The sequence below is a fragment of the Enterococcus hermanniensis genome (assembly GCF_001885945.1).
GTDB lineage: Bacteria > Bacillota > Bacilli > Lactobacillales > Enterococcaceae > Enterococcus_A > Enterococcus_A hermanniensis.
In genome coordinates, this window is sequence record NZ_JXKQ01000013.1 from 1 (window position 1) to 25412 (window position 25412).

General features: G+C 36.4%; 23 protein-coding genes, 1 tRNA gene, 1 other RNA gene and 1 pseudogene. 14 read left to right on the plus strand and 12 right to left on the minus strand.

The window, feature by feature from the left end:
* Nucleotides 1–3 precede the first annotated feature (3 nt).
* Nucleotides 4–371: a transfer-messenger RNA gene (gene ssrA, locus RV04_RS11325) on the minus strand.
* Nucleotides 372–603: 232 nt separating this feature from the next.
* On the opposite strand from ssrA, the gene RV04_RS11330 reads away from it, so the two are divergent.
* The gene (locus RV04_RS11330; protein WP_071858583.1) at nucleotides 604–1326 is read left to right on the plus strand and encodes a response regulator transcription factor; all 723 of its coding nucleotides are present in this window, start codon (nucleotides 604–606) and stop codon (nucleotides 1324–1326) included.
* A complete protein-coding gene (locus RV04_RS11335) occupies nucleotides 1323–2792 on the plus strand; it encodes a sensor histidine kinase (protein WP_071858584.1) in 1470 nt (489 codons plus the stop codon). Before RV04_RS11330 ends, RV04_RS11335 begins: the two co-directional genes overlap by 4 nt.
* Before the next feature lie 31 nt (nucleotides 2793–2823).
* On the opposite strand, the gene RV04_RS11340 is transcribed toward RV04_RS11335, so the two are convergent.
* The 3 genes from RV04_RS11340 to RV04_RS11350 all read right to left on the minus strand — a co-directional run bounded on the left by RV04_RS11340 (nucleotide 2824) and on the right by RV04_RS11350 (nucleotide 7283).
* Complete coding sequence (locus tag RV04_RS11340; protein ID WP_071858585.1) at nucleotides 2824–4263, minus strand: NCS2 family permease; 1440 nt, start codon at nucleotides 4261–4263, stop codon at nucleotides 2824–2826.
* Between the two features lie 134 nt (nucleotides 4264–4397).
* On the minus strand, nucleotides 4398–5054 hold the full coding sequence (locus RV04_RS11345; RefSeq protein WP_071858586.1) for a hypothetical protein: 657 nt from the start codon (nucleotides 5052–5054) through the stop codon (nucleotides 4398–4400).
* 117 nt (nucleotides 5055–5171) lie between these two features.
* On the minus strand, nucleotides 5172–7283 hold the full coding sequence (locus RV04_RS11350) for an LTA synthase family protein (RefSeq protein ID WP_071858587.1): 2112 nt from the start codon (nucleotides 7281–7283) through the stop codon (nucleotides 5172–5174).
* A gap of 174 nt (nucleotides 7284–7457) precedes the next feature.
* Here RV04_RS11350 and RV04_RS11355 point away from each other — a divergent pair, with 174 nt between their 5' ends.
* Together RV04_RS11355 and RV04_RS11360 are read left to right on the plus strand one after the other, a co-directional pair.
* On the plus strand, nucleotides 7458–8627 hold the full coding sequence (locus RV04_RS11355) for a class I SAM-dependent rRNA methyltransferase (RefSeq protein WP_379953015.1): 1170 nt from the start codon (nucleotides 7458–7460) through the stop codon (nucleotides 8625–8627).
* A 19-nt stretch (nucleotides 8628–8646) separates the two neighbouring features.
* Nucleotides 8647–9396, plus strand: a complete 750-nt coding sequence (locus RV04_RS11360; RefSeq protein WP_071858589.1) for a type I 3-dehydroquinate dehydratase — start codon at nucleotides 8647–8649, stop codon at nucleotides 9394–9396.
* Nucleotides 9397–9442: 46 nt separating this feature from the next.
* On the opposite strand, the gene RV04_RS11365 is transcribed toward RV04_RS11360, so the two are convergent.
* Nucleotides 9443–10480 carry a tagatose 1,6-diphosphate aldolase gene (locus RV04_RS11365; RefSeq protein ID WP_071858590.1) on the minus strand — a complete coding sequence of 346 codons (1038 nt, stop codon included), beginning with the start codon at nucleotides 10478–10480 and terminating at the stop codon, nucleotides 9443–9445.
* 131 nt (nucleotides 10481–10611) lie between these two features.
* Between RV04_RS11365 and ybaK the strand changes: the two genes are divergently transcribed.
* Nucleotides 10612–11097, plus strand: a complete 486-nt coding sequence (gene ybaK / locus RV04_RS11370) for a Cys-tRNA(Pro) deacylase (RefSeq protein WP_071858591.1) — start codon at nucleotides 10612–10614, stop codon at nucleotides 11095–11097.
* Here ybaK and RV04_RS11375 read toward each other — a convergent pair.
* The gene (locus tag RV04_RS11375) at nucleotides 11094–12350 is read right to left on the minus strand and encodes a BaiN/RdsA family NAD(P)/FAD-dependent oxidoreductase (protein WP_071858592.1); all 1257 of its coding nucleotides are present in this window, start codon (nucleotides 12348–12350) and stop codon (nucleotides 11094–11096) included. The genes ybaK and RV04_RS11375 overlap by 4 nt on opposite strands.
* Nucleotides 12351–12509: 159 nt before the next feature.
* On the opposite strand from RV04_RS11375, the gene gdhA reads away from it, so the two are divergent.
* The 3 genes from gdhA (at nucleotide 12510) to RV04_RS11390 (ending at nucleotide 15931) form a co-directional block, all read left to right on the plus strand.
* The gene (gene gdhA / locus RV04_RS11380; protein ID WP_071858593.1) at nucleotides 12510–13853 is read left to right on the plus strand and encodes an NADP-specific glutamate dehydrogenase; all 1344 of its coding nucleotides are present in this window, start codon (nucleotides 12510–12512) and stop codon (nucleotides 13851–13853) included.
* An 84-nt stretch (nucleotides 13854–13937) separates the two neighbouring features.
* Nucleotides 13938–15284 (plus strand): glucose-6-phosphate isomerase, encoded by a 1347-nt coding sequence (locus tag RV04_RS11385; protein WP_071858594.1) that lies wholly within the window; start codon nucleotides 13938–13940, stop codon nucleotides 15282–15284.
* 428 nt (nucleotides 15285–15712) lie between these two features.
* The gene (locus RV04_RS11390; RefSeq protein WP_071858595.1) at nucleotides 15713–15931 is read left to right on the plus strand and encodes a hypothetical protein; all 219 of its coding nucleotides are present in this window, start codon (nucleotides 15713–15715) and stop codon (nucleotides 15929–15931) included.
* A 95-nt stretch (nucleotides 15932–16026) separates the two neighbouring features.
* Here the strand turns inward: RV04_RS11390 and RV04_RS11395 are convergent, their stop codons facing one another.
* The 4 genes from RV04_RS11395 to RV04_RS11410 form a co-directional block, all read right to left on the minus strand.
* Entirely contained in the window at nucleotides 16027–17595 is a 1569-nt protein-coding gene (locus RV04_RS11395) for a glycerophosphodiester phosphodiesterase family protein (protein ID WP_071858596.1), read from the minus strand.
* A 58-nt stretch (nucleotides 17596–17653) separates the two neighbouring features.
* Nucleotides 17654–18253, minus strand: coding sequence for a TVP38/TMEM64 family protein (locus RV04_RS11400; RefSeq protein WP_071858597.1), 600 nt, complete (start codon nucleotides 18251–18253; stop codon nucleotides 17654–17656).
* Nucleotides 18254–18366: 113 nt separating this feature from the next.
* Nucleotides 18367–18816, minus strand: a complete 450-nt coding sequence (locus tag RV04_RS11405) for a threonine/serine exporter family protein (protein ID WP_071858598.1) — start codon at nucleotides 18814–18816, stop codon at nucleotides 18367–18369.
* Between the two features lie 9 nt (nucleotides 18817–18825).
* Complete coding sequence (locus tag RV04_RS11410) at nucleotides 18826–19578, minus strand: threonine/serine exporter family protein (protein WP_071858599.1); 753 nt, start codon at nucleotides 19576–19578, stop codon at nucleotides 18826–18828.
* A gap of 393 nt (nucleotides 19579–19971) precedes the next feature.
* Here RV04_RS11410 and RV04_RS11415 point away from each other — a divergent pair, with 393 nt between their 5' ends.
* The 6 genes and pseudogenes from RV04_RS11415 (at nucleotide 19972) to RV04_RS13570 (ending at nucleotide 22980) form a co-directional block, all read left to right on the plus strand.
* Nucleotides 19972–20544 carry a TetR/AcrR family transcriptional regulator gene (locus RV04_RS11415; protein WP_071858600.1) on the plus strand — a complete coding sequence of 191 codons (573 nt, stop codon included), beginning with the start codon at nucleotides 19972–19974 and terminating at the stop codon, nucleotides 20542–20544.
* Between the two features lie 41 nt (nucleotides 20545–20585).
* Nucleotides 20586–20673 (plus strand) — tRNA-Ser (locus RV04_RS11420).
* 68 nt (nucleotides 20674–20741) lie between these two features.
* The gene (locus RV04_RS11425; protein WP_071858601.1) at nucleotides 20742–21254 is read left to right on the plus strand and encodes a hypothetical protein; all 513 of its coding nucleotides are present in this window, start codon (nucleotides 20742–20744) and stop codon (nucleotides 21252–21254) included.
* 145 nt (nucleotides 21255–21399) lie between these two features.
* Nucleotides 21400–21675, plus strand: a complete 276-nt coding sequence (locus RV04_RS11430; protein WP_071858602.1) for a hypothetical protein — start codon at nucleotides 21400–21402, stop codon at nucleotides 21673–21675.
* 1 nt (nucleotide 21676) lies between these two features.
* Nucleotides 21677–21817, plus strand: a complete 141-nt coding sequence (locus tag RV04_RS13690) for a phage holin (protein WP_084405631.1) — start codon at nucleotides 21677–21679, stop codon at nucleotides 21815–21817.
* A gap of 117 nt (nucleotides 21818–21934) precedes the next feature.
* Nucleotides 21935–22980 (plus strand): annotated as a pseudogene (locus tag RV04_RS13570) (N-acetylmuramoyl-L-alanine amidase).
* Nucleotides 22981–22994: 14 nt separating this feature from the next.
* On the opposite strand, the gene RV04_RS11445 reads toward RV04_RS13570, so the two are convergent.
* Nucleotides 22995–24365, minus strand: a complete 1371-nt coding sequence (locus RV04_RS11445; protein ID WP_084405634.1) for a DUF6056 family protein — start codon at nucleotides 24363–24365, stop codon at nucleotides 22995–22997.
* The gene (locus tag RV04_RS11450) at nucleotides 24358–25308 is read right to left on the minus strand and encodes a glycosyltransferase family 2 protein (protein WP_071858603.1); all 951 of its coding nucleotides are present in this window, start codon (nucleotides 25306–25308) and stop codon (nucleotides 24358–24360) included. The genes RV04_RS11445 and RV04_RS11450 overlap by 8 nt, the downstream gene beginning before the upstream one ends.
* Between the last annotated feature and the right edge of the window lie 104 nt (nucleotides 25309–25412).

Consider the following 25412-nt stretch of genomic DNA (forward strand, 5'->3'; position numbering starts at 1 on the left):
TTTTAATGGAGCTGGCGGGAGTCGAACCCGCGTCCAAACATATCGACCACCTAAAAATCTACGCTCATAGTCATACTATTTAAGTTTCGCTTTGTTCTCTGCCGCATGACTGGCCGCGAACATTGCTAGTCTGATAAGCTCTTTTTCAACTTGCAGACGGAAAGTTGAAACGTATCCCACTTAGAATAGGACCCTTACTCGAGCACATGGGCGATACCGAGAGGATCTACGCTAACTGTTTTTAGGCAGCTAAAGCGTAAGAGTTATTGTTGTTTTTAGCAGTTATATTTAACTGTAACGTTTTCACGTAGACGTAACCTACGAAGCGCAATTCAAGCTCAAACTATGCCTGTCGAATCCGTAACAGCCCCTTATTTATTATTTTGTTGCAGAGAAAAGTATACCATTTAAAAAAGAAAAAAGCAAAGCTAGACATAGTTACTCGTCCAATAAACATGTAATCGTGAAGATTCTACCAGATTGTACTGCAAAAATTGAAGAAAAAACAAATTGTTAATGAAGATACAGGTAAGGTAATGGTTGATTAAAATAAAATAGAGTATACTTGGAAAAGAGCAGCAAATGATACCAGGGGGTTGAATAATGAATATTTTAATGATTGAAGACAATGAATCTGTTTCAGAAATGATGCAGATGTTTTTCCTGAATGAAGGTTGGGAAGCCGAATTTAAATATGATGGGAAAGAGGGGCTAGAGGCATTTAAAGCCGCTCCAGAAAAATGGGATATGATCACACTTGATCTAAATTTACCAAACATGGATGGCATGGAAGTTGGCCGAGAAATCCGTAAAATTTCTAAAACTGTACCGATTATTATGTTGACGGCTAGAGATTCAGAGAGCGATCAAGTAATCGGTCTAGAAATGGGTGCGGATGATTATGTAACAAAACCCTTTTCACCATTAACGTTGATTGCACGAATCAAGGCCTTGCATCGTCGTAGTGAATTAGCCAGTGATGTGCAACAAGATTCAGAAGATGCGGACGGAACTTTTGATGTTCATACTGATCATTTCAAAATGAACTTGAAAACACGTGAAGCGTATTTAAATGAAAAACCGATCGATGGTTTAACACCAAAAGAATTTGATTTGCTATATACGATGGCTAAAAAACCTCGTCAAGTATTTACGCGGGAGCAATTACTTGAATTGGTGTGGGATTACCAATATTTTGGTGATGAACGTACTGTTGATGCTCATATTAAGAAACTTCGTCAAAAGATTGAAAAAGTCGGACCACAAGTGATTCAAACAGTTTGGGGGGTCGGCTACAAATTTGACGACAATGAGGTTGGTCAATGAAATATCTTTATCAACAATTGTTAGCTTTTGGCGGATTGATTTTGTTGATACTTTTGACATTAGGAATCTCATTTACACAATTCACACGCAAGACTCTTGAAGATAATAATTATAAGAACTTGTTTGATTATGCGGAAGCAATGGAAAAAAATCAAAATGCTTTAAGTGGTAGTCCGCAATTCGAAGGAAGTTCGTATACAGATGTATTTCGTTTTTCAATTTTGGTGACCGAGCGTAGTTTGGACCAGCAGAGTGTTCGGTTTGTATTCATTGATAGCGATAAGCAAGTATCCTATCCTTCAACGGATGATGGACAACAAATCAGCAAACATCTAGTAACGAATAAACAATGGGCCGCATTGAAGGCTGGTCAACGACAAAAAGAAACAAAGGCAAAAAATATCCATGGAGAAGATCAAACAACTTCTTATGCAATGGTACCATTTGTGGCCAACAATGAATTCTATGGCGTTCTTTTAGTCAGTCAACCTGCGACTAATGTAGAAAATAGTGTCAATTCGATTGTAGCAGATTTGTTTAAAGCCTTTATTATTGCTTCGATTCTAGCCATTATCGTAAGCTATTTCTTTGCAACACAGCAGGTAAAACGGATCAATCGGATGCGTTCGGCAACGAAAGAAGTAGCGGCGGGTAATTTTGATGTGATTGTTCCCAACCGTAGTCGTGATGAATTTGATGATTTAGCAGATGATTTTAATCAAATGACGGTGTCATTGAAAGAATCGCAAGAAGAAATTGAGCGGCAAGAAGAGCGACGAAAACAATTCATGGCAAATGCTTCACACGAGATGCGGACGCCGCTAACAACAATTAATGGACTGTTAGAAGGGCTAGAATACAATGCGATCCCAGAAAATCAAAAGGCTAAGGCTATCAAATTGATGCAGAATGAAACGTCTCGCTTGATTCGCTTAGTTAATGAAAACCTGGATTATGAAAAAATCCGAACGAATCAAATCAGTATCATCGTTCAAAAATTTAATGCGACAGAAGCATTAACGACGCTAGTTTCTCAACTACAGGCGAAAGCTAAGGCCTCGAATAATCAATTGATTTTAACAACGGAAGAAGCAGTTGATGTGTATGCGGATTATGATCGCTTTGTTCAAGTCATGGTTAACTTGATTCAAAATGCGATCCAATTTACCCAAAATGGGACGATTTCTATTGGAATCTCGACAATTGATCAAGGGACACAAGTCACTATTTCAGATACAGGGATTGGAATGAGTGAGGAACAAGTCAAAAATATTTGGGATCGTTACTATAAAGTAGATCCTTCGCGTAAAAATACAAAATATGGCGAATCTGGTTTAGGACTTTCAATTGTTCAAGAACTAATTCGACTTCATAAAGGAACCATCAATGTAACGAGTGAACTTGAACAGGGAACAACTTTTACGGTTGTTTTTCCTAACAAACCTGAAAAAATAGAAAAAGCGTAAAACCATTTTGGTTTTACGCTTTTTCGTTTGTTTATAAAATTGCAAGAATAATAAAATTGAGAATAAATAGAAGATCAACGATCCATAAAATTGGTGAGATCTCTTTGGTTTTTCCTTTGATTACTTTGACGATTGTGTAGAAAATAAAGCCAGCAGCAATTCCATAAGAGATACTGTAGCAAAGCCCCATAAAGATACTGGCGAAAAATGTAGGAACAGCTTCTTCTAAATCTAACCAATTGATATCTGCGAATGAAGCCAACATCATCACTCCGACTAAGATAAGTGCTGGAGCAGTTGCTTGAGCAGGGACGATTGAGATCAAAGGTGAAAAGAAGCTACTTAGTGCAAATAAAAGCGCGACAACAACAGAAGTTAAACCAGTACGGCCACCAGCACCAATACCAGCAGCTGATTCAACATAAGTAGTTGTATTTGATGTACCAAAGATCGCTCCAATCGATGTAGCGATAGCATCTGCAAACAAGGCCTTATCCATTTTTGTCTTGAACCCGCGTGAGTCATTATCTAATGCTTTTTCGTCCTCTTTTGAGAAGATCCCCGTGCGACGACCTGTTCCGATAAATGTTCCGATAGTGTCAAAAGTATCTGATAAGCTAAAAGCTAGAATCGTCATTAAAACTTGTGGAAGTTTGGATGAATCAGAAAACAGCGAACCCATTCCTTGGGCACCAAAAGCCGCACCAAAAGTAGTTCCTAATTCATTGATTGAGCTGCCTAATGAATTAGCATGCCAGTCTATCGCGCCCAATTGAACAACACCCATAGGAATACCTAATACTGTTGTAACGAGAATTCCAATTAAGATCGCTCCGCGAACGTTTTTGACGACTAAGATCGTTGTTAAAACCAATCCGATAATAGCTAATAAGATGGGTGCATTATTGAAATTGGCCAAAGCAGGAACGATACCGCTGTTGATCGAAACGCTAGTTGCTTTTCCGCCTTCAACAACACTACTAGTGATAGCTGAAGAGTCAGCGCTGAAAGAAAGTAGCCCTGCGTTTTTGATCCCGACGTAGGCAACGAAGATCCCGATCCCACCGCCAATCGCATGTTGCATGCTTTCTGGAATTGCATGAATAATTAATTTACGAATTTTTGTAACTGTGATTAAGATATTTATGATGCCGCAAATGAAGACCATAGCAAGTGCTTCTTGCCATGAATAACCTAAACCAAAAACAACTGTATAAGTGAAAAAAGCATTTAGTCCCATACCAGGAGCTTGTGCATAAGGGACATTAGCGAATAATCCCATGACTAAGGTTCCGATGACCGAGGCGATGATCGTTGCTAAAAAGACCGCTTGAAAAGGCATCCCTGATGCAGACAAAATCGTTGGATTGACGAACAAAATATAACTCATAGCAAAGAATGTTGTGATTCCTGCCATTACTTCAGTTGAAACAGTTGTGCCTTGTTCTTTTAATTTAAAGAATTTCTCCATTTTTTATAAACGCTCCTTAAGAATAAGTTCATTATATCGGTAAAAACCGAATACTTATTGATTGTATATAATAAATAATCGACTTTCAAGTGCAAAAAGGACAAAAACAAAAATAAAAAGCACATTGTTCGTGTTTAGCGAACTTTGTGCTTTTTGGTTAGTAAATTTATTGCTTTGAATCCCAAGGTCAAAAGTACTAAGTTTAAGAGAATGTATAGAATCGATTTAATAAGTGATTTGAAAAACATATCTAATAACGTTGCAGACGAAAAGTCAAAAGTAAGAGAGGAGCGAGTGGAGTAGACGATTCCATTATTTCCATTACTGATTACAGTCTTAGGGAGGTTGCTGATTTGATCTAGTCCTTTATGATAAAGATTTTGCAATATTGCTTCATAAGTTGGTTCAAAAAGAGCAAACAATAAAATTAAAAAAATCGTAGCCAGTAGTAAACTTAAAAAACATTCTAATCCTGTTTCATAAATCATTCTGTTCGTCGTAAATTCTTGGTTTTTCCAACGTCTGAAACGGAAGACGAAAAAGAGGAGCAGTGATAAAATTAAAAAGATACTGCAAGCAATCAACCCATTTGAAAAATACTGTTGTAATTGATCGATTTCAGCACTTGAAAATAGTTTGATTGGAGTAGAGGTATTCAAATGACCCATCGCTACTTTCAAAACACCCAAGGTAGTCAAAGAAAAAAGTGCGAGCAAACAAATTCCTAAAGAAATTGAGAATCGGACACGGTGCTGTTTGATTGTTGACATAGTAGTTGATAAAAATCCCATAAATTCCACCTCTTATAAACAGTATAAAAGCTTAGTTTGAAAGAAATATGAATTCTATAGGAATAAATATAAGAAAAAAAGCTCTTTTCTCGAATATGAGAAAAGAGCTTTTGATAGTTATTGTTGCGTTTTTTCTTGGTATTGTTTGTACGTTTCAGTCTTGTACAATCCTTGTGTCGTTTTCTTACCATTTTGATCATATAAGCTGGTTGATTTATCTCCCAGTTTATTTTCAGCTTGTTGCAATTTCTTAAGGCCATCTTTGTAATCAAATTGCGTTGCATCAACGGGTTCCAAACCACTTGCAGAATAGAATCTCAGTAAATCACCATTGTTGATATTGTCAGAAGTACTCAATTGCGTGGAGACCGCTTGTTTCCAAGTATCTGCTTGTTTTTGTAGTTCTTCACTTGGATCAGTTACTGGTAGCCCAGTCGAATTATCATATAAGTTGCTACTGTAGTACGTATAATTTGGTGTAACATAGTCACCATCTCGGAATGCAACAACTTGATCGTGATCTTCCGATAATAAATCTTGACCTAATTGGATATACTTACTAGTATCAACACCCAGTAAATGTAAGAGCGTTGGTAAAGCATCGACTTCACCACCATAAGTATGGTTGATGCCACCTTTGTCTTGGCCAGGGATGTGAACCATATAAGGAACACGTTGCATTTGAGCGTTGTCATAATTTGACCACGTATCTTTTGATTTACCTAGCAAAGTAGCAAGTTCAGGATTTCTAGAATTTGAAATTCCATAATGGTCACCGTACATTACGATGATGGAATTGTCATACAAACCAGAAGCTTTTAAGTAATTGAAGAATTCTTCCACCGCTTTATCTAAATAATTAGCAGTAGCAAAGTATCCATTGATTGTTTCATCGCTAGTAGTTGCGCGCGGGAAACCAGCTTCATCATTTTTGAATTCACTATATGGATAGTGGTTTGAAACAGCAATAAATTTTGAATAGAATGGTTGCTGTAAACGTTCTAAATATTGAACAGATTGCTGGAAGAACGGTTTGTCGTGCAACCCATATTGGAATGAATTTTCATCATTGACATCATAATAAGAAGAATCAAAGAAGTAATCATACCCAAGATTTTTATAGGTTTCTGTCCGATTCCAGAAATTTCCAGAGTTTCCGTGGAAGGCAGCACTTGTATACCCGCCCGTTTGTTTCAAGATATCTGGTGCAGCTTGGAACGTGTTTTTGCCACCTAATTGTGAGAACAACGATCCTTGATTCAAACCAAACAATGAATTTTCCATTAACGTTTCTGCATCCGAAGTTTTACCTGCTTTTACTTGATGGAAAAAGTTATCGAATGAAAAGGTACTATTGCTATGGAAGATGCTGTTCAAGAACGGAGTTACTTCGTGTTCCTGCCCATTTTCATCCTTTAATTTGTAGTCGATTACGAATTGTTGCAAGCTTTCTAAATGTATCGTGATCACATTGCGACCTTTTGCAATGCCATAATAATCACTGTTTGGCGCAGCGTAATGCTCTTTGACGTAAGACTCTACTTCTTTTAAGTCGTTGGGACTAGCTTCAGCACGAACCTGATTGGTTTTATACGTTTGGATTCCGTCATAGACAGTAAAAGCATTGACCCCAAGATATTTAATCAAGTAGTCGCGTGAAAAGGTACGAGTCAATAGTTCGGGACGATCTGCTTCTGCTAAAAATAGGTTTCCTGAGAAAACTAAGACAGAAAGAGCTGTCATGGCAAATGCCATCCGAGCACGAACAGGACGTTCTTCTTCTTTAATTCCTTTACGCCATAATAAAATTGGTAAGATCACTAAATCAATCACATATAAAAGATCGTAAGGACGGAATAGACGAATGGCACTTTCACCTAAACCACTAGCAACTTTACCAGCCCCTAAGAAAGTATTGACTGTGATAAAGTCCGTAAATTCTCGGTAGTAAACGACGTTTGAGAAAAGCAGGATACTGGCTAATCCATAAATGACTAGCATCGTTCGATAAGATGCTTTTGTGCGACGTACATACAAAGCAATCGACAGTAAAAACATTGTCGATGCGATCGGGTTGATGAATAGGATGAAATACTGTGTCAGGCTTTCGATGCCCAAATTAAATTCAAAGAGATAAGCAAATATGCTCTTTGCCCACAGTAAGAATGTCAGTAAGGCATAAAAGCCAAGCCGCTTATTCAAAAATCCAGGAGCTTTTAGTTTTTTCAATTGTAACTTCCTTTCTGCCGTAAAAAATACGGATGTTCACTTAATAACAGTTTAACTGGTTAAAGCAACCCCGTCAATTCTTATTAAAAGTTGCTGTTTCTGCCTTAAAGAAAACTTTATAAGCGAAAACTGAGATAATTTTTTGCTATAATAAAAAAGAAAGCAGGGATGAATGTGAAGATAGAATTAAATAACTACGGAGTCAAACGAATAAGGCAAGGAAATCCTTTGATTCAAGTAGAAGACTTAAAGAAAAAAATAGCTATTGTTCCGATGGAATGGGTAACTTTCATTGATAGTAAAAAACAGTATGTAGCGACCGGTTATTTAGGCAAACAAAATAAAGGATTTGGATGGGTGATCGATCAATCGAAACGTGCCATCGATGATGAATTTTTGGTTGAAAAATTTGCTCAAGCTATTCAAAAACGCCAACCTTTTTTTGCTGATGAATCAACGACGGCTTTTCGTCTATTTAATGGGGAAGGCGATGGACTGGGTGGAGTGACTGTAGATTATTATGCAGACTATTTAGTGATTTCATGGTATAACGAAACGATCTATCATTTAAAAGACAGCATCGTCAATAGTTTGCTAGCGGCCTTTCCCAATGCTAAAGGGACAGTCGAAAAAATTCGTTTTAAAAGTGACCAAAAAGAAAGCAAATGGTTGGCTGGAGAAAAGCCGCAAGAACCATTATTGGTGCTAGAAAATGGTGTTTCGTATGCTGTATACTTAGATGAAGGCTATATGACTGGGATCTTCTTAGATCAAAAAGAAGTTCGTGGAAGATTGACTGAGGGATTGGCAGCGGGCCAGTCAGTCTTGAACATGTTTAGCTACACCGGAGCATTTTCTGTAGCTGCAGCATATGGCGGTGCTGTAGAAACAACAAGTGTGGATTTAGCGCAGCGCAGTTTACCAAAAACACAAGAACAATTCCAAGTGAATGGTTTGCCTTTAGATCAGCAAAAAATCGTTGTTATGGATACTTTTGAATACTTCCGTTATGCTAAAAGAAAAGGTTTTAAGTACGACTTGATTATTTTAGATCCACCAAGTTTTGCTCGGAATAAGAAAAAAACGTTCTCTGTTGCAAAAGATTATGGTCGTTTGATCGAAGACAGTGTTGAAATTTTAACCAATGAGGGAATGATCATCGCGTCAACGAATGCCGCCAATCTTCCAGTAAAAAAATTCCAACAATCGATTGAAGCCGCATTAGAAAGTAAACACGTTCGTTATCGTTTAGTTGAAACCTATCGCTTACCGGCAGATTTTCCAGCTAGTGATTTTGAAGAAAGCAATTATTTGAAAGTATTGTTTTATGAGATAAAAAAATAAAGGAAATGAGTGGCTGTATATGATGGATATTCAAGTGAGAGAGACACGCTTCGATGCAGGAAAACCTAAAGTTTGTGTCCCGCTAACGGGCAGAACTTTTGATGAGATCATCGAACAGGCAACCGAAGCAAAAAAATATGCCGAAGTAATCGAATGGCGTGCGGATTATTATGACGATATTTTTGATGATGATAAGTTAAATACTACTTTGTTGGCATTGCGTGATGAAATCAGGAATATTCCTTTGATTTTTAATTTACGGACAAAAGAATCTGGCGGACAGCTCGAGCTTAATTTAAATCAATATCGACACATAAATGAGTTTGCTGTTTCAACTCGAGCAATCGATCTCGCGGATGTCGAAGTATCAGTCATTGACCAGTTATCTGTAACATTTATCAAATGGTTACAAGCTTTGGATGTGCGGGTCATTTTAAGCTATTACAATTTTGATGAAACACCAGAAGATGCCATCATTTTATTCCGATTAAATCTAATCGAACATTTAGGTGCAGATATGGCTAAGATTGTCTTGCATCCAGAAAACGAAGCCGATGTCTTACGGCAAATGGGGATTGTGATGAAGGCTCAGACATTTGTTACATTACCAGTTATCTCAGTTTCTTTAGGAAGAGTCGGGAAGCTCTCACAAGTTTGTGGATCGTTAGATGGTTCGTGTATGGCATACGGCTGCCTAAAGGACAATGTCTACCCGGATGCACAGATTGAAGCTGAAAAATTAAATTTAATTATTAATGAATTAAGATAAAAAAGATGGAACAAAAGTAGTTAAACTTTTGTTCCATCTTTTCTTTTTATTTCATCACATCAATGTCAAATACATCAATATTATCTAGACCGCCATAAATATCGTACCAAGGTTTTGCATATTGATCTAAAATAGTATTTAGTTCTTCAATATTTTCACGACCTTGTGTATCTAACCAGTCAATCAATCCCGCTTTGCCTTGATCGGCATATACTTGAACACCATCTCGCCAAGTAGCACGACCACCAAGAATCCCGCAATAATTAGCACCGTGTTCACCGGCAAATTTTAACTCATCACGGAAAATGTCCGCTGGAACACCGGCACTTAGATAGATAAATGGTCGAGTAGCTTCTTCACTGGCAGCTTTAAAATAAGCAGCGGCTTCTTCTGCTGTATAAACGGCAGGATCATTTGCTTTGTTATAGCCTTCTACATAATTAAATAAGACAGGAACTTCAACTTTTAATACATCGATATGATATTTATCTTTCGTAAACTCTTTGATTGTATCGATGACTTTTTGTGGTTTTATTGCAGCAAATTCTGGAGAATGATCATCTGTGATTTCATTGTCGTATACAATTGGTTCCACAAAAACCGGAATATCTGCAGCTTGTGCTTCGGTTCCTAAGCGTTCTAAGAAAGCATGCTTGATATCCAAAATTTCTTTTGGATCATTAGGATTATAATAGACCAATACTTTTGCTGCATCGGCATCTTTAGCAATCAAACGATCGAGTGATTCATTTGGCAGTAGTTCAGGTAGCCGACCAGGTGTATTAGCATCGTAGCCTGTTTTTTCATAAGATAAAATCAATCCGCAATTTGGATCTTTTGCGGCAATTCCTTTGAAACCATATTGTTCATCTAACAAGATGGCACTTACGCGTTTAGTTAATTCTTGAGAAACTAATTCTTTGAATTCATAGACTTGATCCATTGAAAATCGGTCTTCGCCAACAGCTGTTTGCATCATTTTTTTCATAGAGCCTCTTTGATCGATCGCCAAAGCTGCAATGACCCCGTGGTCATTTGACAATTTTTGCATTTTTTCGAACTTTCCTCTTGAGATTCTTTTCATGATGGTGACTTCCTTTCTTTACTGATTTTAGTGTAGGCTTTTTGATTTAAAAGACCAAGCAAAACGATCATTTGTTTCACAGGCTTTTTTTTGCTAGACTTTAGAAAATAGTAAAGAAGTGAGGGAGCAGCTTGGCAAAGAAAAAAATTCAAAAGACCAATGCGATTCGATTAGTGGAACAAAAAAAGATTCCTTATGTAGAACATGAGTATGCTTGGAGTGAAGAGGATTTAGGTGCCAGACATGTCTCTGAACAAGTAATGATCGAACCGGCACGGATTTTTAAAACATTGGTGGCAGTAGGAAATAAAACGGGACCAATCGTGGCAGTTATTCCTAGTGATCATGAATTAGATTTAAAAAAAATAGCGAAGGCTAGTGGCAATAAAAAGGTAGAGATGCTGCATCTTAGGGACTTAGAAACAACGACTGGCTATATCCGTGGCGGTTGTTCGCCCATCGGCATGAAAAAATTATTCCCAACATTTGTCGATGCCTCTGCTCAAAACTTTGAACGCATCGCTATTTCTGCCGGCAAAAGAGGACTGCAAATGGAAATTGCCCCCGCTGCCATAGTAGAACTGACACGAGGACAATTTGTCGAGCTTACGAATTAAGCAAAAGCGTAGTACGCAGCGTTGGTTCCTGCGACATTTCCGGTACAAAAGGCTGTAGTAATATTATAGCCGCCTGTATAGCCATTGACATCGAGCACTTCCCCGGCAAAAAATAAGCCGGGGATTTTTTTGCTGGACAAATCTTTTGGATTGACTTCTTTTAGTTCGACCCCGCCGCCGGTTACAAATGATTTTTCTAAACCGAAAGTTTTGTTAGCAGTTATCTGCCAGTGTTTGCAGTACTCTACAAAAGTAGCGAATTGTTCTTTGGATGTTTGAGCATATGTTTGATCGCTGATACCGACTTGTTCTAAGAAGAAGAGTAGCAATCGTTCGGGTAACAAGCCACTCAATGCATTTTTTAATTGTTTTGTAGAATCATTTAACTGTTCATTGATGGTTTCCAGTAGTTCATGTTTCGATTGCTCAGGAAAACAATCCAATGTCAAAGTAACTGTCTCTTGTTTTCGTAATAACTGATTAACAAAACTCGAGCAACGTAATGCAGCCGGGCCAGAAACACCGAAGTGAGTAAACAATAGATCCATCTCATGACTAGCGATGATTTTATTTTTTTCATCGACGACAGCTAGAGTCACATCTTGTAAGGAAAGCCCTTGCAGTGTCTTATCCATGACAAAATCATCTGTTAAAAAAATCGGTGACTCAGTAGGATACAACGGTGTTACGTGATGTCCAACACTTTTTGCAAAGCGATAGCCATCTCCTTGCGATCCAGTGGAAGGATAAGTGATTCCTCCGGTAGTGATTACGACACTTTTAGCCGCGTAGTCCCCTTCAGCGGTACGTACGCCTTGGATCGTTGTGCCATCTGTAATAATCTTTTCAATCGGTTCTTTATAATGCACAGCCACATTCAGTGTTTCAAGTTCGGTTTTCAATGTATTAACGATGGTTGCTGATTTATCTGAAACGGGAAAGATACGTCCATGATCTTCTTCTTTTAATGCGACCCCGCGTTCGCTGAAGAAATTCATCACATCCTGATTATCAAATTGTGAAAATGTACTATATAAAAAACGACCATTTCCCGGGATGTGAAAAATCAAATCATCGACCGAGCGATTGTTCGTGACATTACAACGCCCGCCGCCGGTCATCAATAATTTTTTTCCTAAGCGTTTATTTTTTTCGAATAATGCGACTTGAGCGCCATTCATTGCAGCTGTAATAGCGGCCATCATACCAGCAGGCCCGCCACCAACAACGATGACATCAAATTTTTTTGACATAATAATACCCCATTTATAAATAGATTTCTTCTTACATTTTAAATATCTTAAGCGGAATTACGAACAATTAGCTTACAAAGTGCAGTTTAGCATGAATAATTTTTCCCTTCTATTAGAAAATGATGTAAACTATGAGTACAAAATGTGAGGAGGAATTTGATGGAAGTACAAAAATATGTTGAACAGATTCAAAAAGAGCTAGTGACTAAAGATCCTAATCAAGAAGAATTTTTACAAGCGGTGGATGAATTTTTACCAACAATCATTCCTTTTCTAGAAGAGCACCCAGAGTATGTCGAAAAAAATATTTTAGGGATTCTGATCGAACCTGAACGATTATTCCAATTTCGTGTACCTTGGCAAGACGACAGTGGCAATTGGCAAGTAAATCGCGGTTATCGAGTTCAATTCAACTCGGCAATCGGTCCTTATAAAGGTGGATTACGTTTCCACCCCAGCGTGAATTTAAGCATTTTGAAATTTTTAGGTTTTGAACAAATTTTTAAAAATAGTCTGACGGGATTACCGATTGGCGGGGGTAAAGGTGGTTCTGATTTTGATCCTAAAGGAAAATCAGATTCAGAAATCATGCGTTTTTGCCAAAGCTTCATGACAGAACTATCAAAACATATCGGTCCAAATCTAGATGTACCTGCGGGTGATATTGGTGTGGGTGGTCGAGAAATCGGCTTTTTATTTGGTCAATACAAACGGTTGCGTGAATATGACGCTGGTGTTTTAACCGGAAAACCGCTTGGCTTCAATGGAAGCTTAGGCCGGACAGAAGCAACTGGATACGGCACTGTCTATTTCGTTAAACATTTATTAGAAGATCGTAAAGATTCTTTTGAAGGAAAAAAAGTTTTAGTATCTGGCAGCGGAAATGTTGCAATCTATGCAATCGAAAAAGCTCAAGAACTAGGCGCAACAGCGATTACTTGTTCAGATTCAAATGGTTATATCTATGATAAAGAGGGGATTGATTTAGCTTTATTAAAAGATATCAAAGAAGTTCGTCGCGCTCGTTTAACTGAATATGCGAAAGAACGTTCATCTGCAGAATACCATGAAGGTTCTGTATGGGAACTTGAACAAGTAGCTGATATTGCGTTGCCATGTGCAACACAAAATGAGATCGATCAAAATAAAGCAGAAATTTTAGTCAATAATGGCGTAAAAATTGTAGCAGAAGGTGCAAACATGCCGAGTACAAAAGAAGCAATCCATCTTTATCATGAAAAAGGTGTATTGTATGGATCGGGTAAAGCAGCTAATGCTGGCGGTGTAGCTGTATCGGCATTAGAAATGAGCCAAAACTCTCAACGTTTGTCTTGGACGAAAGAAGAAGTCGACGGAAAACTAGACGAGATCATGAAAAATATCTATGAAACTTGTCGTGATACCGCTGAAAAATATGCTGAAAAAGATAATTTTGCAGCCGGCGCAAACATTGCTGGGTTCGAAAAAGTTGCTGCAGCAATGCTTGCTCAAGGATTAGTTTAATTTTTTTTATGTTCTAACTTGAAAAAATTGTAAAAGAAACGTAAAGTATAGGTTGTATGAAGTGACTTTCAAGGAGGAAAAACAATGGCACACATTCATTTCGATTATTCGAAAGTAGCACCATTCGTGAGCGAACATGAAATGGACTACATCAAATCTGAAGTAGCTCTAGCTCACAAAGAATTACACGAAGGAACTGGCGCAGGAAACGACTTCCGCGGATGGATCGACCTACCAGTTGATTATGATAAAGATGAATTTGCTCGCATCAAAAAAACAGCGGAAAAAATTCAATCTGATTCTGAAGTATTAGTAGTTATCGGGATCGGTGGTTCATACCTTGGTGCTCGTGCAGCAATCGAATTCTTACACCAAAGTTTCTTCAATGTATTAGACAAAGAAGATCGTAAAGCACCACAAGTATTCTTTGCAGGAAATTCAATCAGCTCAACATATATTGCTGACTTGATCGAAGCTATCGGTGACCGTGATTTCTCTGTTAATGTAATCTCTAAATCAGGTACAACAACAGAACCAGCAATCGCATTCCGTGTCTTCAAAGAATTATTGATCAATAAATATGGTGAAGAAGAAGCAAACAAACGTATCTATGCCACAACTGACAAAGCTCGTGGAGCAGTTAAAGTTGAAGCAGACGCAGCAGGTTGGGAAACATTCGTGATTCCTGATGATATTGGCGGACGTTTCTCAGTTCTTACAGCAGTTGGTCTATTACCTATCGCAGTTAGTGGAGCTGATATCGATGCCTTGATGAAAGGTGCAGCAGATGCTCGCGAAGCTTATTCAAGCGATAACTTGGATGAAAATGAAGCGTATCAATACGCTGCTCTTCGTAACATTTTATACCGTAAAGGTAAAGTGACTGAAATTTTGGTCAACTATGAACCAGGTATGCAATACTTCAACGAATGGTGGAAACAATTATACGGCGAATCAGAAGGGAAAGACTTGAAAGGGATCTACCCATCAAGTGCAAACTTCTCAACTGACTTACATTCATTTGGTCAATATATCCAAGAAGGTCGTCGCAACATTTTTGAAACTATCGTAAAAGTGGAAAAACCTCGTAAATCAGTTAAAATTCCAGCTCAATCATCTGATTTAGATGGATTAGGCTACTTAGAAGGTAAAGATGTAGACTTCGTAAACTCTAAAGCTTACCAAGGTACATTACTAGCTCATACTGACGGAGGCGTACCTAACTTCGTATTAAACATTCCTACAATGGATGCTTATACTCTAGGATATACAATGTACTTCTTCGAAATCGCTGTGGGTATCTCAGGATACTTACTAGGCGTAAATCCTTTCAACCAACCAGGTGTTGAAGCGTACAAGAAAAATATGTTTGCTTTGCTTGGTAAACCAGGATTTGAAGATTTAGCTAAAGAATTAAACGATCGTTTATAATCGAATAAATTATTGTTAAAAAGCGCTCACTTGAGCGCTTTTTTTTGTTTAATCATTTAATTTTGAAGTTTTAATTCTGGAGTTATTGAGTAAAAAACCTTAAAACTAGCTAAAAGTTAAATTATCAGAATATACTTAGTTTTTTAGTTCACATGACAATTAATCATCGAAAGCTTTATTGAATAAAAATACGCTAAAAATCATGATAGTAAATCTAAAAAAACAATATCGATAGAAAATTGGTTTTTAATAAATTTAATATGAATAAATAATTAAAAATAACAATCGTTTGTTTATTTAACGTTTCTAAATTTTCTGAAAATTTTATAACAAATCCTTGATATTAAAGCAAAAAAACTCGCACAAAACGTTTTCATTTTTTTGTTAATATGTTATTATAAAAACGAAGAAATTAAGGAGGATCTATTATGGATAATATCGAGATTGGACTTACATATGAATGCAAAGCGATTGGAATAGAAAAAGCGGTAACGGGAGTGGTTGAACAGCTCTATAATAATACGGTATTGATCAACGTGGTTGATTGTGAACAAACGGATCGTGCTGCTATTATTGAATTACAAAATCGTTTGCTAGTAAAATATGAGGATATTTCAGCTTGTATTGAAGTAGAATGTACTGCATAAGTAATTTACAAAACTATGTGAAGTATTTCTTTAATTATAGGTATCTACTAAAAAGGTTGAGACAAGAGTAATTTTTTACTTTTGTCTCAACCTTTTTAATTTAGTAATAGAATCGATGCAGTTTTCTTTGAAAGAGTAGAACTTTTTGTATTTAAAGAAGTCAAATCATCGCTGATCAACCCATTGAGATTATACAAGCGAAACGCAGAAGCCGCTCTAGCTGAGTTTACAGGCCAACTATAAATATTTTGTTGTCGATATTTGAGTGCTTGAATGAGGGCGCTCGAGGCAGTACGTGACTCAATAGCGACAAAATCTACTGTATTATGCGGACTGCCTAATAAATCGAAAGGCAAAATATAGCCGACTTGGTGAGTTGGAAATTCTTGCTTGATCTTTTCAGCAGTCTCTAGATCCATGCTTTGAAATTGATGATGAGCAAGTTGAGATCGCAACGGAAGCAATTGTTTTATAATCGTACTTTTAGTTTTAGCAGAGACCTTTAATTCAATCAATAATTTTTGATGAATCGCATTGGCCGTTTTTAAGTAGTCAGAGAATAGAGGAATATCTTCTTGATAGCCGTTTTCCTTTAGTGTTAAATGTTTTAACTCTTCCCAGGTCGTTTCATCAATTCGAACATCTTTGTTGGCTAATTTTTTTAGATTCTCATCATGCATCACTACTAGCTGATTATCAGCTGTTTCTTGAATATCCATTTCAATTAAGTCATGCTGTTTCTTAGCGTGTGTTTTTTTCAATGCTGTCAATGAGTTTTGGAGCGCATTATCAGCTGTAACACCGCGATGAGAAATCGTTAGTGCTTGAGTGTCATTGTATTGATTAAATAAATGATTCGAGTAGAAAGAATAAACTCCTATACACAGCACAGCAGAAAAAATCGTGCCAAAATGCACGAATGTTGTATTAGCTTTGAAAGGAGCACTTTTTCCAATAGAAGATAAATAAAATAAGAACAATAGCTGCAACCCATTTTTTAAAATAAAATAAGCAGTTAAAAACAAAACAGCTAGAGCAGTATCATGGAGTACAGAGGTTCCATGGATAAAAAGCAACTTCAATAAAAACTGACTCAACAAAATAATGGTTGGAAGAAAGAGAAATCCGACTAATTGATGTCCTACTGATTTTTTTGTTTTTTGCCAACTGAGTACAAACCCTTCTTTTAATGTACAACTTGTTTCGATAAAGTACGCGGATAAAATCAAGCGATAAATAAAATAGAGCAATAGAAGATAAATCAGCACAACAACAGGAAGGACTTTCCACCGATAAAGAAAGACAAAGGATAAAAATTTAGCTGGTAAAGGTCGCCAAGCTAAAAATAGCTGATAAAATCGCCAGAAAAAAATAGGTGATAGAAAAATCATAACGAATAAATGTAAGCTGAATGCCTTTAATGAAAAAGAGCAGTGCAGCATTTGGCGCTTAGTCTGTAAATAATTAAAAGTAAGCGCGTATAAACTGATTAAAACAAGCAAACCTAAATAATAAAACCAAGAAAAATGGCCCTGTTTGAAAGCATTTTGATAAAACCAATAAAGCCCTTGATTTAAAAAAGACAAACTAAAAGTAAAAAAAGCAAAAACGACTAATAAAGGTGAATGAAAAAAAGCAAAATAACGAGTTCGTACAGTTGACATGAGACCTCCTATTAATAAATACAATCACTATATTAAAGCCATAAAAAAAGTCCACTAATTAGTGGACGAGTAGGTGAGATAAAAAGCTGCCGCCTTGTAACAAAGCCCAACTATACATAAAAATCGATGCTGGTTTTGCTAAAAAGATGATAGCACTATATTTTTTAAAAGAAATATTTGTTAAACTAGCCATTAAACACAGAGCGTCATCTGGTGCGACTGGTAAAAAGATCGCTAGGGCAAACATTTTTTCAAAACGAGATTGGTCATCCAGCCAATGATTGTACTTTTGATAAACCTTATCACTAACTAGGTGAGTAATCAAGGGCTTCCCATAATGGCGACCTAATAAAAATAAAATCAGCGAACCAATACAGATACCTAAATAATTATAAGCAAAGCCCCAATAAGGTCCAAAGATTAGCACTCCAGCTGCTAAACTAATGCCACCAGGAATGATTGGGATCACGACTTGGATGATTTGAATCAAGATAAAGATCAAAGGACCGGCAATCGGTGAACTACCGACCAGCTGTTGCAATGAATTCACGTCTTTAAAGACACCTAAATGGTAAAAGTAAATAGTTAAACTTATTGAACAGGCGATACCCATCAAAGAAATAATATTTAATAACCTTCTAGATTGCACGACACTCATCGCAGTCAACTCCTTTTCTTACTAAAATGAAGTATAAGGGATAAAAGAAAAAAAGGCATAGGTCTAAAGACGGAATTTTCTATTTTCAAATCAATCTTAAACTATTTTTTAGATTATTTTGGTTGGAAACTTGAACGAGTCCGTTTTAGCGCCCGTTCAATCAAATTGGTAAACATAAAACCTAGAGCAATGGCGCCGGAAGTAATTAAAACCACTACGACTTTTTGCATTGATTCGGTGAATTGTTGGTTCATCATATAGCGCACGGCCATATAAGCAGGACCTCCGGGAACCAAAGGCACAAGACTAGGAACGTTAAAAACAATTACGGGCATTTGCATTTTTCGGGAGAACAATATGCTGATCAGCCCAATCATTAAAGCACCTAAGAAATTAGCTGTACCGATATTTTGATGAAAATGTGTATGTAAGATCCAAAAAGTCATCCATCCAGCAGCACCGGTCAACCCACAAGCTAAAAATGCTCGCCGAGGGATATTGGTGATGACACTAAAGGCGATCGTACTAAACATACTAAATAAAAAATTTACAATGAATGCCATAAGGTCCTCCTAAAAGAAATTGAAAGCCACGATGATGCCTCCACCGATGGCTCCGGCAATAAATAAGGCTTCTGTTCCTCGCGCAACGCCACTGAGTAAGTGACCAGCCATAATATCGCGAAACGCATTTGTGATTGCTAATCCAGGAACAAGGGGCATAATCGAACCGATAATCAAACTGTTTACATCATTGGCAAAGGAATTTGAAACGGCAAGCAATGCTAAAATACCGATGATCAGCGCGGCCATAAAATCATTCAAAAAACTCATCTTTAATTTTTTGCCAAAAAAAGTGTGAACAGAAAATCCAATCATTCCGATGATAAAGGTCGGTATGAAATCAAACCACGTTCCGTTCAAGATAATCATCAATGTACTGCTGACGATGCCCGCAGAAATGATTTTCCATAAATAAGAAAAATCTGGAGTGGCTTGGTCTACTTCAATCAAATATTCATAAAAGTCAGGTAATGAAAGTTCACCATCCGCAAATTGTCTTGATCCCCAATTGACAGCAGTTACTTTTTCTAAATTGATGGATTGTTGAGTTACTTGCGCAACTTGGCTCGTATGCTCTGAAGGAAAGCCGACGACTAAGCCAGTGGCAGTGACATAAGTTTGAATATCGTTTAGTCCCGCATTCAAAGCGATCCGCTTCATAGTATCTTCTACGCGATAAACTTCAGAGCCAGATTCCATCATGATTTTTCCGGCTTTTAAACAAGTATTCAGCACAAGTTGTGAATAATTTTGTTGCTCCATCAAAATACCTCCTTTTTTGTTTCCTTATTCATAGTAGATAAAATAAACAAAATAGACAAGAAAAACAATTACGTTTGTCAGGATTACTTAGAATAAGTATAATAAAGTAACATAGAATTTTCCTCATTGATAAAAATCAATAATTTTAAAGAAACAAAAGTCAGATAAAATTATAACGACTCTATTGTTAAATTGTTTAAATTATGAGAAAGTAAAAAAATAAAATTAAACGAAAATATACAATAAAAGTCGTGAATATTTTGTCAGAATGCATAATTTTTTTAAAAACTGTCTCATTTTTAGATAACATGTCACATAAGGGTTGCAAAACTAATCCTTTTTTGATTAAAATAAAATGACGATAAAAATAATAACATTCTGGGAGGAATAAAAATGAGAAGAAAAGTATATACAAAAGATCAGATTCTAAAAGCTGCGTATGAAGTTGTTGAAAATGAAGGTTTTTCTGGATTTACCGCCCGCAACATCGCTAAGAAAATGGGGATCAGTACCCAACCGATTTATTTAGAATTTAAAAACATGAGCGATCTAAAAAATACCTTGCTAGATGAAATTTGTAATCACTTGTATTATGATATTTTCCCAGAAGTTCGTACCGGCGATTCAATTGTTGATTTAGGCCTGAATTATATTTACTTTGCGAAAGAACAAAGTAATTTATACAATGCTCTATTCGTTCAAGAATATGGTGGCGGGAAAAAAATGCATGATTTCTCTTATAACTATTTCCATCAGTTGATAACCGAGCATCACAAGTACAGTCAATTGCCTGAAAAAAGGATCAATGCGTTACATGTTGGTACTTGGATCGTTGTGACAGGAATTGCTACCTTGATGTCCTCAGGGATCATTGAACCAACACAAGATGAAATCGTGCATTTGATCAATCGTTCAATTAAAGATCTGTTAGAAGAAGAGGACACCTCTGTTTTAGATTCACTATAAAATCTTGACATTTAGATCAAAAAAGGTAAGATAAATGGTGCGGAAGGTTGGCAGAGTGGTAATGCACCGGACTCGAAATCCGGCGAGCCGCAGTAATGTGGTGCACGGGTTCAAGTCCCGTACCTTCCTTTCATATCAAGCCTAGGCGTGGTTTTTACCACGCTATTTTTGTGCCGTTTTTTTGAGTGCTTCATTAATTGAATAACCTTTATATTGATCAATTCAACTTTGGTATTCAGAACCAGCAACTAAACTGGATTGCTAAACAAGCTTTAGGTACTCTAACAAATGATTATCATGTGGCTATGTTTAGTCATGTCCCCTTAGTGGGAGATGCTAATCCGATCGATCCTATTACCAACATTGAGGTACTTAAGTCTATCATTAAAGCATTCTTGAATAAGACGTCAGGAACCTTTACTTTTAATGCTACAGACTTCAATGCTTCAGTTACTGTAAACTACTCAAGCAGAACTCAGAGTAACTTTATTGGACTGTTTGGAGGTCACAGACATAAGAAATATTTATATTTCTCTGATCAATTAGGAGGATATACTTCTACGGTGATGGACTGCGCTTATGTTCGAGTAGCTGAGAATGTGGGTAAAGTTACCGATGATACAGGCTGTATTCCAGAATTTGATACTAAAAATCGAACCGTTAACCGATTAGGTTTTGGTCGAGGGAATGATTTAACTTACACTTACTAGGATGTATTGAATGAAGAAGTTCAAAACCATTGAAGTTTATACGGGTTTACAATAATTTTAGAGGATTTGAACAATCAACTAATAGAAAATTTGCTTATTAGCATGCTGGAAAGCATGTTTTTTTTGACGGGAAGGCGGAATATATGTGTTAAATGTGTGGGTGTTAGTGAAATGGATTGAATGGTTTACGGTTATTGGCGTTGCTGTTGTGACTGTTATACGGCCAATCATGAGTAGTTTTACCAAGATTACTGAAAATCTAACTAAAATGACTCATAGCTTAGATTTATTAAATCGTGATTTACAAGCTAGTAAAGAAGATCGTACTAGCATTCATGATGAGCGATTAGATAAGCACAATGTTCGTTTAATTGAGCACTCAGAACAAATTGAAACTCTTTATAAAGAAAGGAATTTGTAAGATGCAAAATGAAACATTCGACAAGTTAAAATGGATCGCCGTTTTCTTTATTCCAGCTACGGACGTTATGATTAATAGCGTTGGTAAAGGACTAAATTGGTTACTACACCGATACAGCGGTTTTAGTAACCAATGCGATTGAGGTTTATATTAGATCACTATTAGGCGTTTCGAATCGTACGTATAACAAATTAACAACGGTAGATGATAGCTCTCAAACTTGAGGGTTATTTTTTTATAAAAAATTAGGAGGTAATTTATGAAGAAAAAAGTTTTGATTGGAGTTATTGCAGCTCTTTTTTGTTACCAACACAGGCTTTTGCGCACACAGTCAACAACGAATTTAATTTAGGAGCTAATCAAGTAAGCTCTCAACTTGTCAGCCCGAATTATATAGTTGCGTATGATACAGCGAACGCTTCAGCGACAGGTTGAAATGAAGCAACTTACATGTGGAATAACTGGCAGAACGCATATACAGCGTATGTTGTCGGTGATGGGATTGTGTATCAAGTGGGTGAACCAGGTTATGTTCAATATGGTGCAGGATCATACGCTAACGCTAATTCGCCCGTCCAAATTGAACTGCAAGCAACTGCAAGCAACGCCGAACGCTGTTTTGTTTAAGCAAAACTGTATATCGAATTAATTCGTGACAGCGCAAAACGTTTCAACATTCCGCTTACGATGGATAGCCCTGTAAATGGAAAAGGTGTAATCAGTCATCAATATGTCTCAACAAACTGGTGGGGCGATCATACCGACCCGCACGTCTATTTAGCTAGCCAAGGCGTATCCCAAGCACAATTTTCTCATGATGTGAAATACGGTATTGACGGTTCTGAAGCGGACAATCCAACTACTAACCCAATGCCAATTCCATCTAAGCCAGTTGATCCAACAACGGCTGGTTTTGGCTATTCTGTAATGGATAGTGGCAACGATCATGGTCACGTGGATCAATGGGGACGAATTGGAAATACGTTGAAGGCTCGTGGATGTCATGTAGCGAATTACAAATATCAATATGTATTTATTATTGATCGCACAACTGGCAAGGAATTAGCACGTCAAAAAGCACCTGGCGTAGCACGGCCAGATGTGAATGGTGCTTACAATGCAACTGGCAACGTTGGTTATGATGTCGATTTCAACGCTAAACAATTTAGCGGAAAATCAGTCATTGTTATGACACGTACAACAAATGATGCAAAAGGTAATATTAGTGGAGGCCATCAAGACTTCTATGAGGCTCGTTGGCATATCATGATATCAAGTAACAAACAGCCCTCTACTATGCAGTAGGGGCTTATTTTTTATCATTTATTTAATATAGTCAGTATAAAAGTACATATACCTAATAAAGTCATGGAGAATTGAATAAATTCAATTTTTTTAGGCGCTAAAATTTTAATCCATTCTTCGAAAAGAAGCAATATAATAATTGTCGAAACTACAAAAAGTATATAGTAAGTTCGCATACCAGAAGCCCAAATAGTAGGAGAAAATCCCATAATTATCCTTGAAAAGGCTCCCATCAATAGTAAAAGGCATGTAAATATCGCTTTTTTCTTATTGTCAAAGGCTAGGTATATACCTACAAGTAAACAAATAAGAAGCCCAATAATTAGTAAAGTAGCTATCCAAGTACCAGGATAAAGAAATGATAATTTTGTTCCCATTTTAGTAAAAACATTATCAATATTATTTGAGCTCCAAATCATTGCTCTAAAATTACCCGACACATTCAAAAATCCTTGCTTCATAGTATTCCCAAAGTAAATAATTAAATTAAAAAATAGCGGTAACGATGAAACCAACCGTAGATAGTAATTTTGGATTTTAAAGTATACAATAATTGATACTAGAAAAAAAAGAAGTAAAAAGACTATATTTATATCTAAAAAGAATGGTTTCCCAAATGATGAAATTCCTAAATCAATTTTATTAACTAAAGAAAAATTTTCATACTGAGGAAACCAACGACTTACTTCTTGTACACTTCTAACTGAATTGCCAGGAGTAGTAAGAGAAAATACTAGTTCGATAAAGCTAATTAATGATAAGGGCAATACTTTAATATTGTAACAATTATTTAATACCAAATAAAAAGAGAGTAAGGTAGTTAAAACAAAATAGCAGATATTAACTTGTTCTTGATTTGCACCGAAAATTAATAAGGGAATACATAAATAATAAATTTTTATGTCAATTTTTTGTTTATTCAATAATTGGTAAAAAGGGTAAAAAGCAATCAAACTAAAAGTTACGGGCCATTGATAATTTAAAGTTGTTGCGCGCCAACCCGATTCCCCCATTACTGTAAGAGGAATCATACAGTAAATAGAAAATACCATAAGAAAATTTTTGATACTAATTTTTTTAAAAGTATATTTACATAACAATAGAAGTGTTATTAGCATCATAAAAGTATTTGCAAATTTCCATAGCAAAAAGTGTTTTGAAAAAAACATTAAAAAGACCTCGATAATAATTCTTGAACTCCAATTTTTATAGTGATCAATCGAAGCACCGATATACCCCATACTATTAACACGTGTGAGATAATTTATATCATCAGACCTATTTGTAGGCATATAAAGATTAAAAAGTAAAAAAGCAAAACCCACAATACTGATAACTATAATTTTTTCGTGTCTTTTAAAAAAGGATAATTTACTTTTATTCATTTTTCCCTCCGCCAAAAATGTTATTATGTTCTGTTTCTTTCACTATATATATAGGACGTTTTTTTGTTTCTAAAAATATCTTTCCAATATATTTCCCAATAATTCCTAATGCCAGTAGTTGCGCACCACCGATAAAAAGAATAATTGTGACTAGTGATGGCCAGCCTGAAGTAGGATCGCCAAAAATAAGCGCTCTAATAATAATAAAAATCATTGCAATTCCAGAAGCTACACATGAAAAGGCACCGATAAATGAAGCAATATTCAATGGGGCATCAGAAAAATTAACAATTCCGTCAATTGAGTAATTAAAAAGCTTCCAAAATGACCAAGACGTTTCTCCAGCTGATCGTTCACGGTTTTCAAATGAAAGATACTCTGTTTTAAAACCAACCCAACTAAACAAACCCTTTGAAAAACGATTATACTCCGTTAATTCAAGAATTGAATCTACCATCTGGCGAGTCATTAAACGATAATCACGAGCGCCATCAACCATTTCAGTATTGCTAATACGATTGATTAATTGATAGAATTTTTTGGCGAAAAAGCTGCGTATTGGGGGTTCTCCTTTCCGATCAGCACGCCTTGTGCCAACGCAGTCAATATCAGATGTTTCAATCATCTCGATCATTTGTGGCAATAGTTCAGGCGGATCTTGAAGGTCTACATCCATTACTGTGATTAACTCTCCTTTAGAGGATTGGAGTCCAGCATATAAAGCCGCTTCTTTTCCGAAGTTACGTGAAAAAGAAATATAACGAACAAAAGGATGCTTTACAGCTAATTTACGTAGGATATCCAATGTTTTATCCTTTGAACCATCATTAATAAAAATGTACTCGAAGTCATGATTAACTTCCATTTTAACTTTCTCCATTTCCTCAAAATAGATAGGAATAGTTTCTTCTTCGTTAAAACAGGGAATAATTAATGTAATCATAAGACTCTCCTTTCTTTAATAATCCATTATGAAGTATAGCATATTGACGAGTAATAGAATTTATCAAATCAAAAAAATGAATACCTTTTTGAATATCCTTTAAG

Excerpts from the sequence above, each read along its gene's own strand:
- RV04_RS11410 (WP_071858599.1), bottom strand. The coding sequence starts at position 19,578 with ATGGAGCAACAAAATTATTCACAACTTGTGCTGAATACTTGTTTAAAA.
- RV04_RS11375 (WP_071858592.1), bottom strand. The coding sequence starts at position 12,350 with ATGTCAAAAAAATTTGATGTCATCGTTGTTGGTGGCGGGCCTGCTGGT.
- RV04_RS11445 (WP_084405634.1), bottom strand. The coding sequence starts at position 24,365 with ATGAATAAAAGTAAATTATCCTTTTTTAAAAGACACGAAAAAATTATA.
- RV04_RS11385 (WP_071858594.1), top strand. The coding sequence starts at position 13,938 with ATGGCACACATTCATTTCGATTATTCGAAAGTAGCACCATTCGTGAGC.
- RV04_RS11335 (WP_071858584.1), top strand. The coding sequence starts at position 1,323 with ATGAAATATCTTTATCAACAATTGTTAGCTTTTGGCGGATTGATTTTG.
- RV04_RS11395 (WP_071858596.1), bottom strand. The coding sequence starts at position 17,595 with ATGTCAACTGTACGAACTCGTTATTTTGCTTTTTTTCATTCACCTTTA.
- RV04_RS11330 (WP_071858583.1), top strand. The coding sequence starts at position 604 with ATGAATATTTTAATGATTGAAGACAATGAATCTGTTTCAGAAATGATG.
- RV04_RS11360 (WP_071858589.1), top strand. The coding sequence starts at position 8,647 with ATGATGGATATTCAAGTGAGAGAGACACGCTTCGATGCAGGAAAACCT.
- RV04_RS11345 (WP_071858586.1), bottom strand. The coding sequence starts at position 5,054 with ATGGGATTTTTATCAACTACTATGTCAACAATCAAACAGCACCGTGTC.
- RV04_RS11405 (WP_071858598.1), bottom strand. The coding sequence starts at position 18,816 with ATGGCATTCATTGTAAATTTTTTATTTAGTATGTTTAGTACGATCGCC.
- gdhA (WP_071858593.1), top strand. The coding sequence starts at position 12,510 with ATGGAAGTACAAAAATATGTTGAACAGATTCAAAAAGAGCTAGTGACT.
- RV04_RS11340 (WP_071858585.1), bottom strand. The coding sequence starts at position 4,263 with ATGGAGAAATTCTTTAAATTAAAAGAACAAGGCACAACTGTTTCAACT.
- RV04_RS11415 (WP_071858600.1), top strand. The coding sequence starts at position 19,972 with ATGAGAAGAAAAGTATATACAAAAGATCAGATTCTAAAAGCTGCGTAT.
- RV04_RS11365 (WP_071858590.1), bottom strand. The coding sequence starts at position 10,480 with ATGAAAAGAATCTCAAGAGGAAAGTTCGAAAAAATGCAAAAATTGTCA.
- RV04_RS11390 (WP_071858595.1), top strand. The coding sequence starts at position 15,713 with ATGGATAATATCGAGATTGGACTTACATATGAATGCAAAGCGATTGGA.
- RV04_RS13690 (WP_084405631.1), top strand. The coding sequence starts at position 21,677 with ATGCAAAATGAAACATTCGACAAGTTAAAATGGATCGCCGTTTTCTTT.
- RV04_RS11450 (WP_071858603.1), bottom strand. The coding sequence starts at position 25,308 with ATGATTACATTAATTATTCCCTGTTTTAACGAAGAAGAAACTATTCCT.
- RV04_RS11400 (WP_071858597.1), bottom strand. The coding sequence starts at position 18,253 with ATGAGTGTCGTGCAATCTAGAAGGTTATTAAATATTATTTCTTTGATG.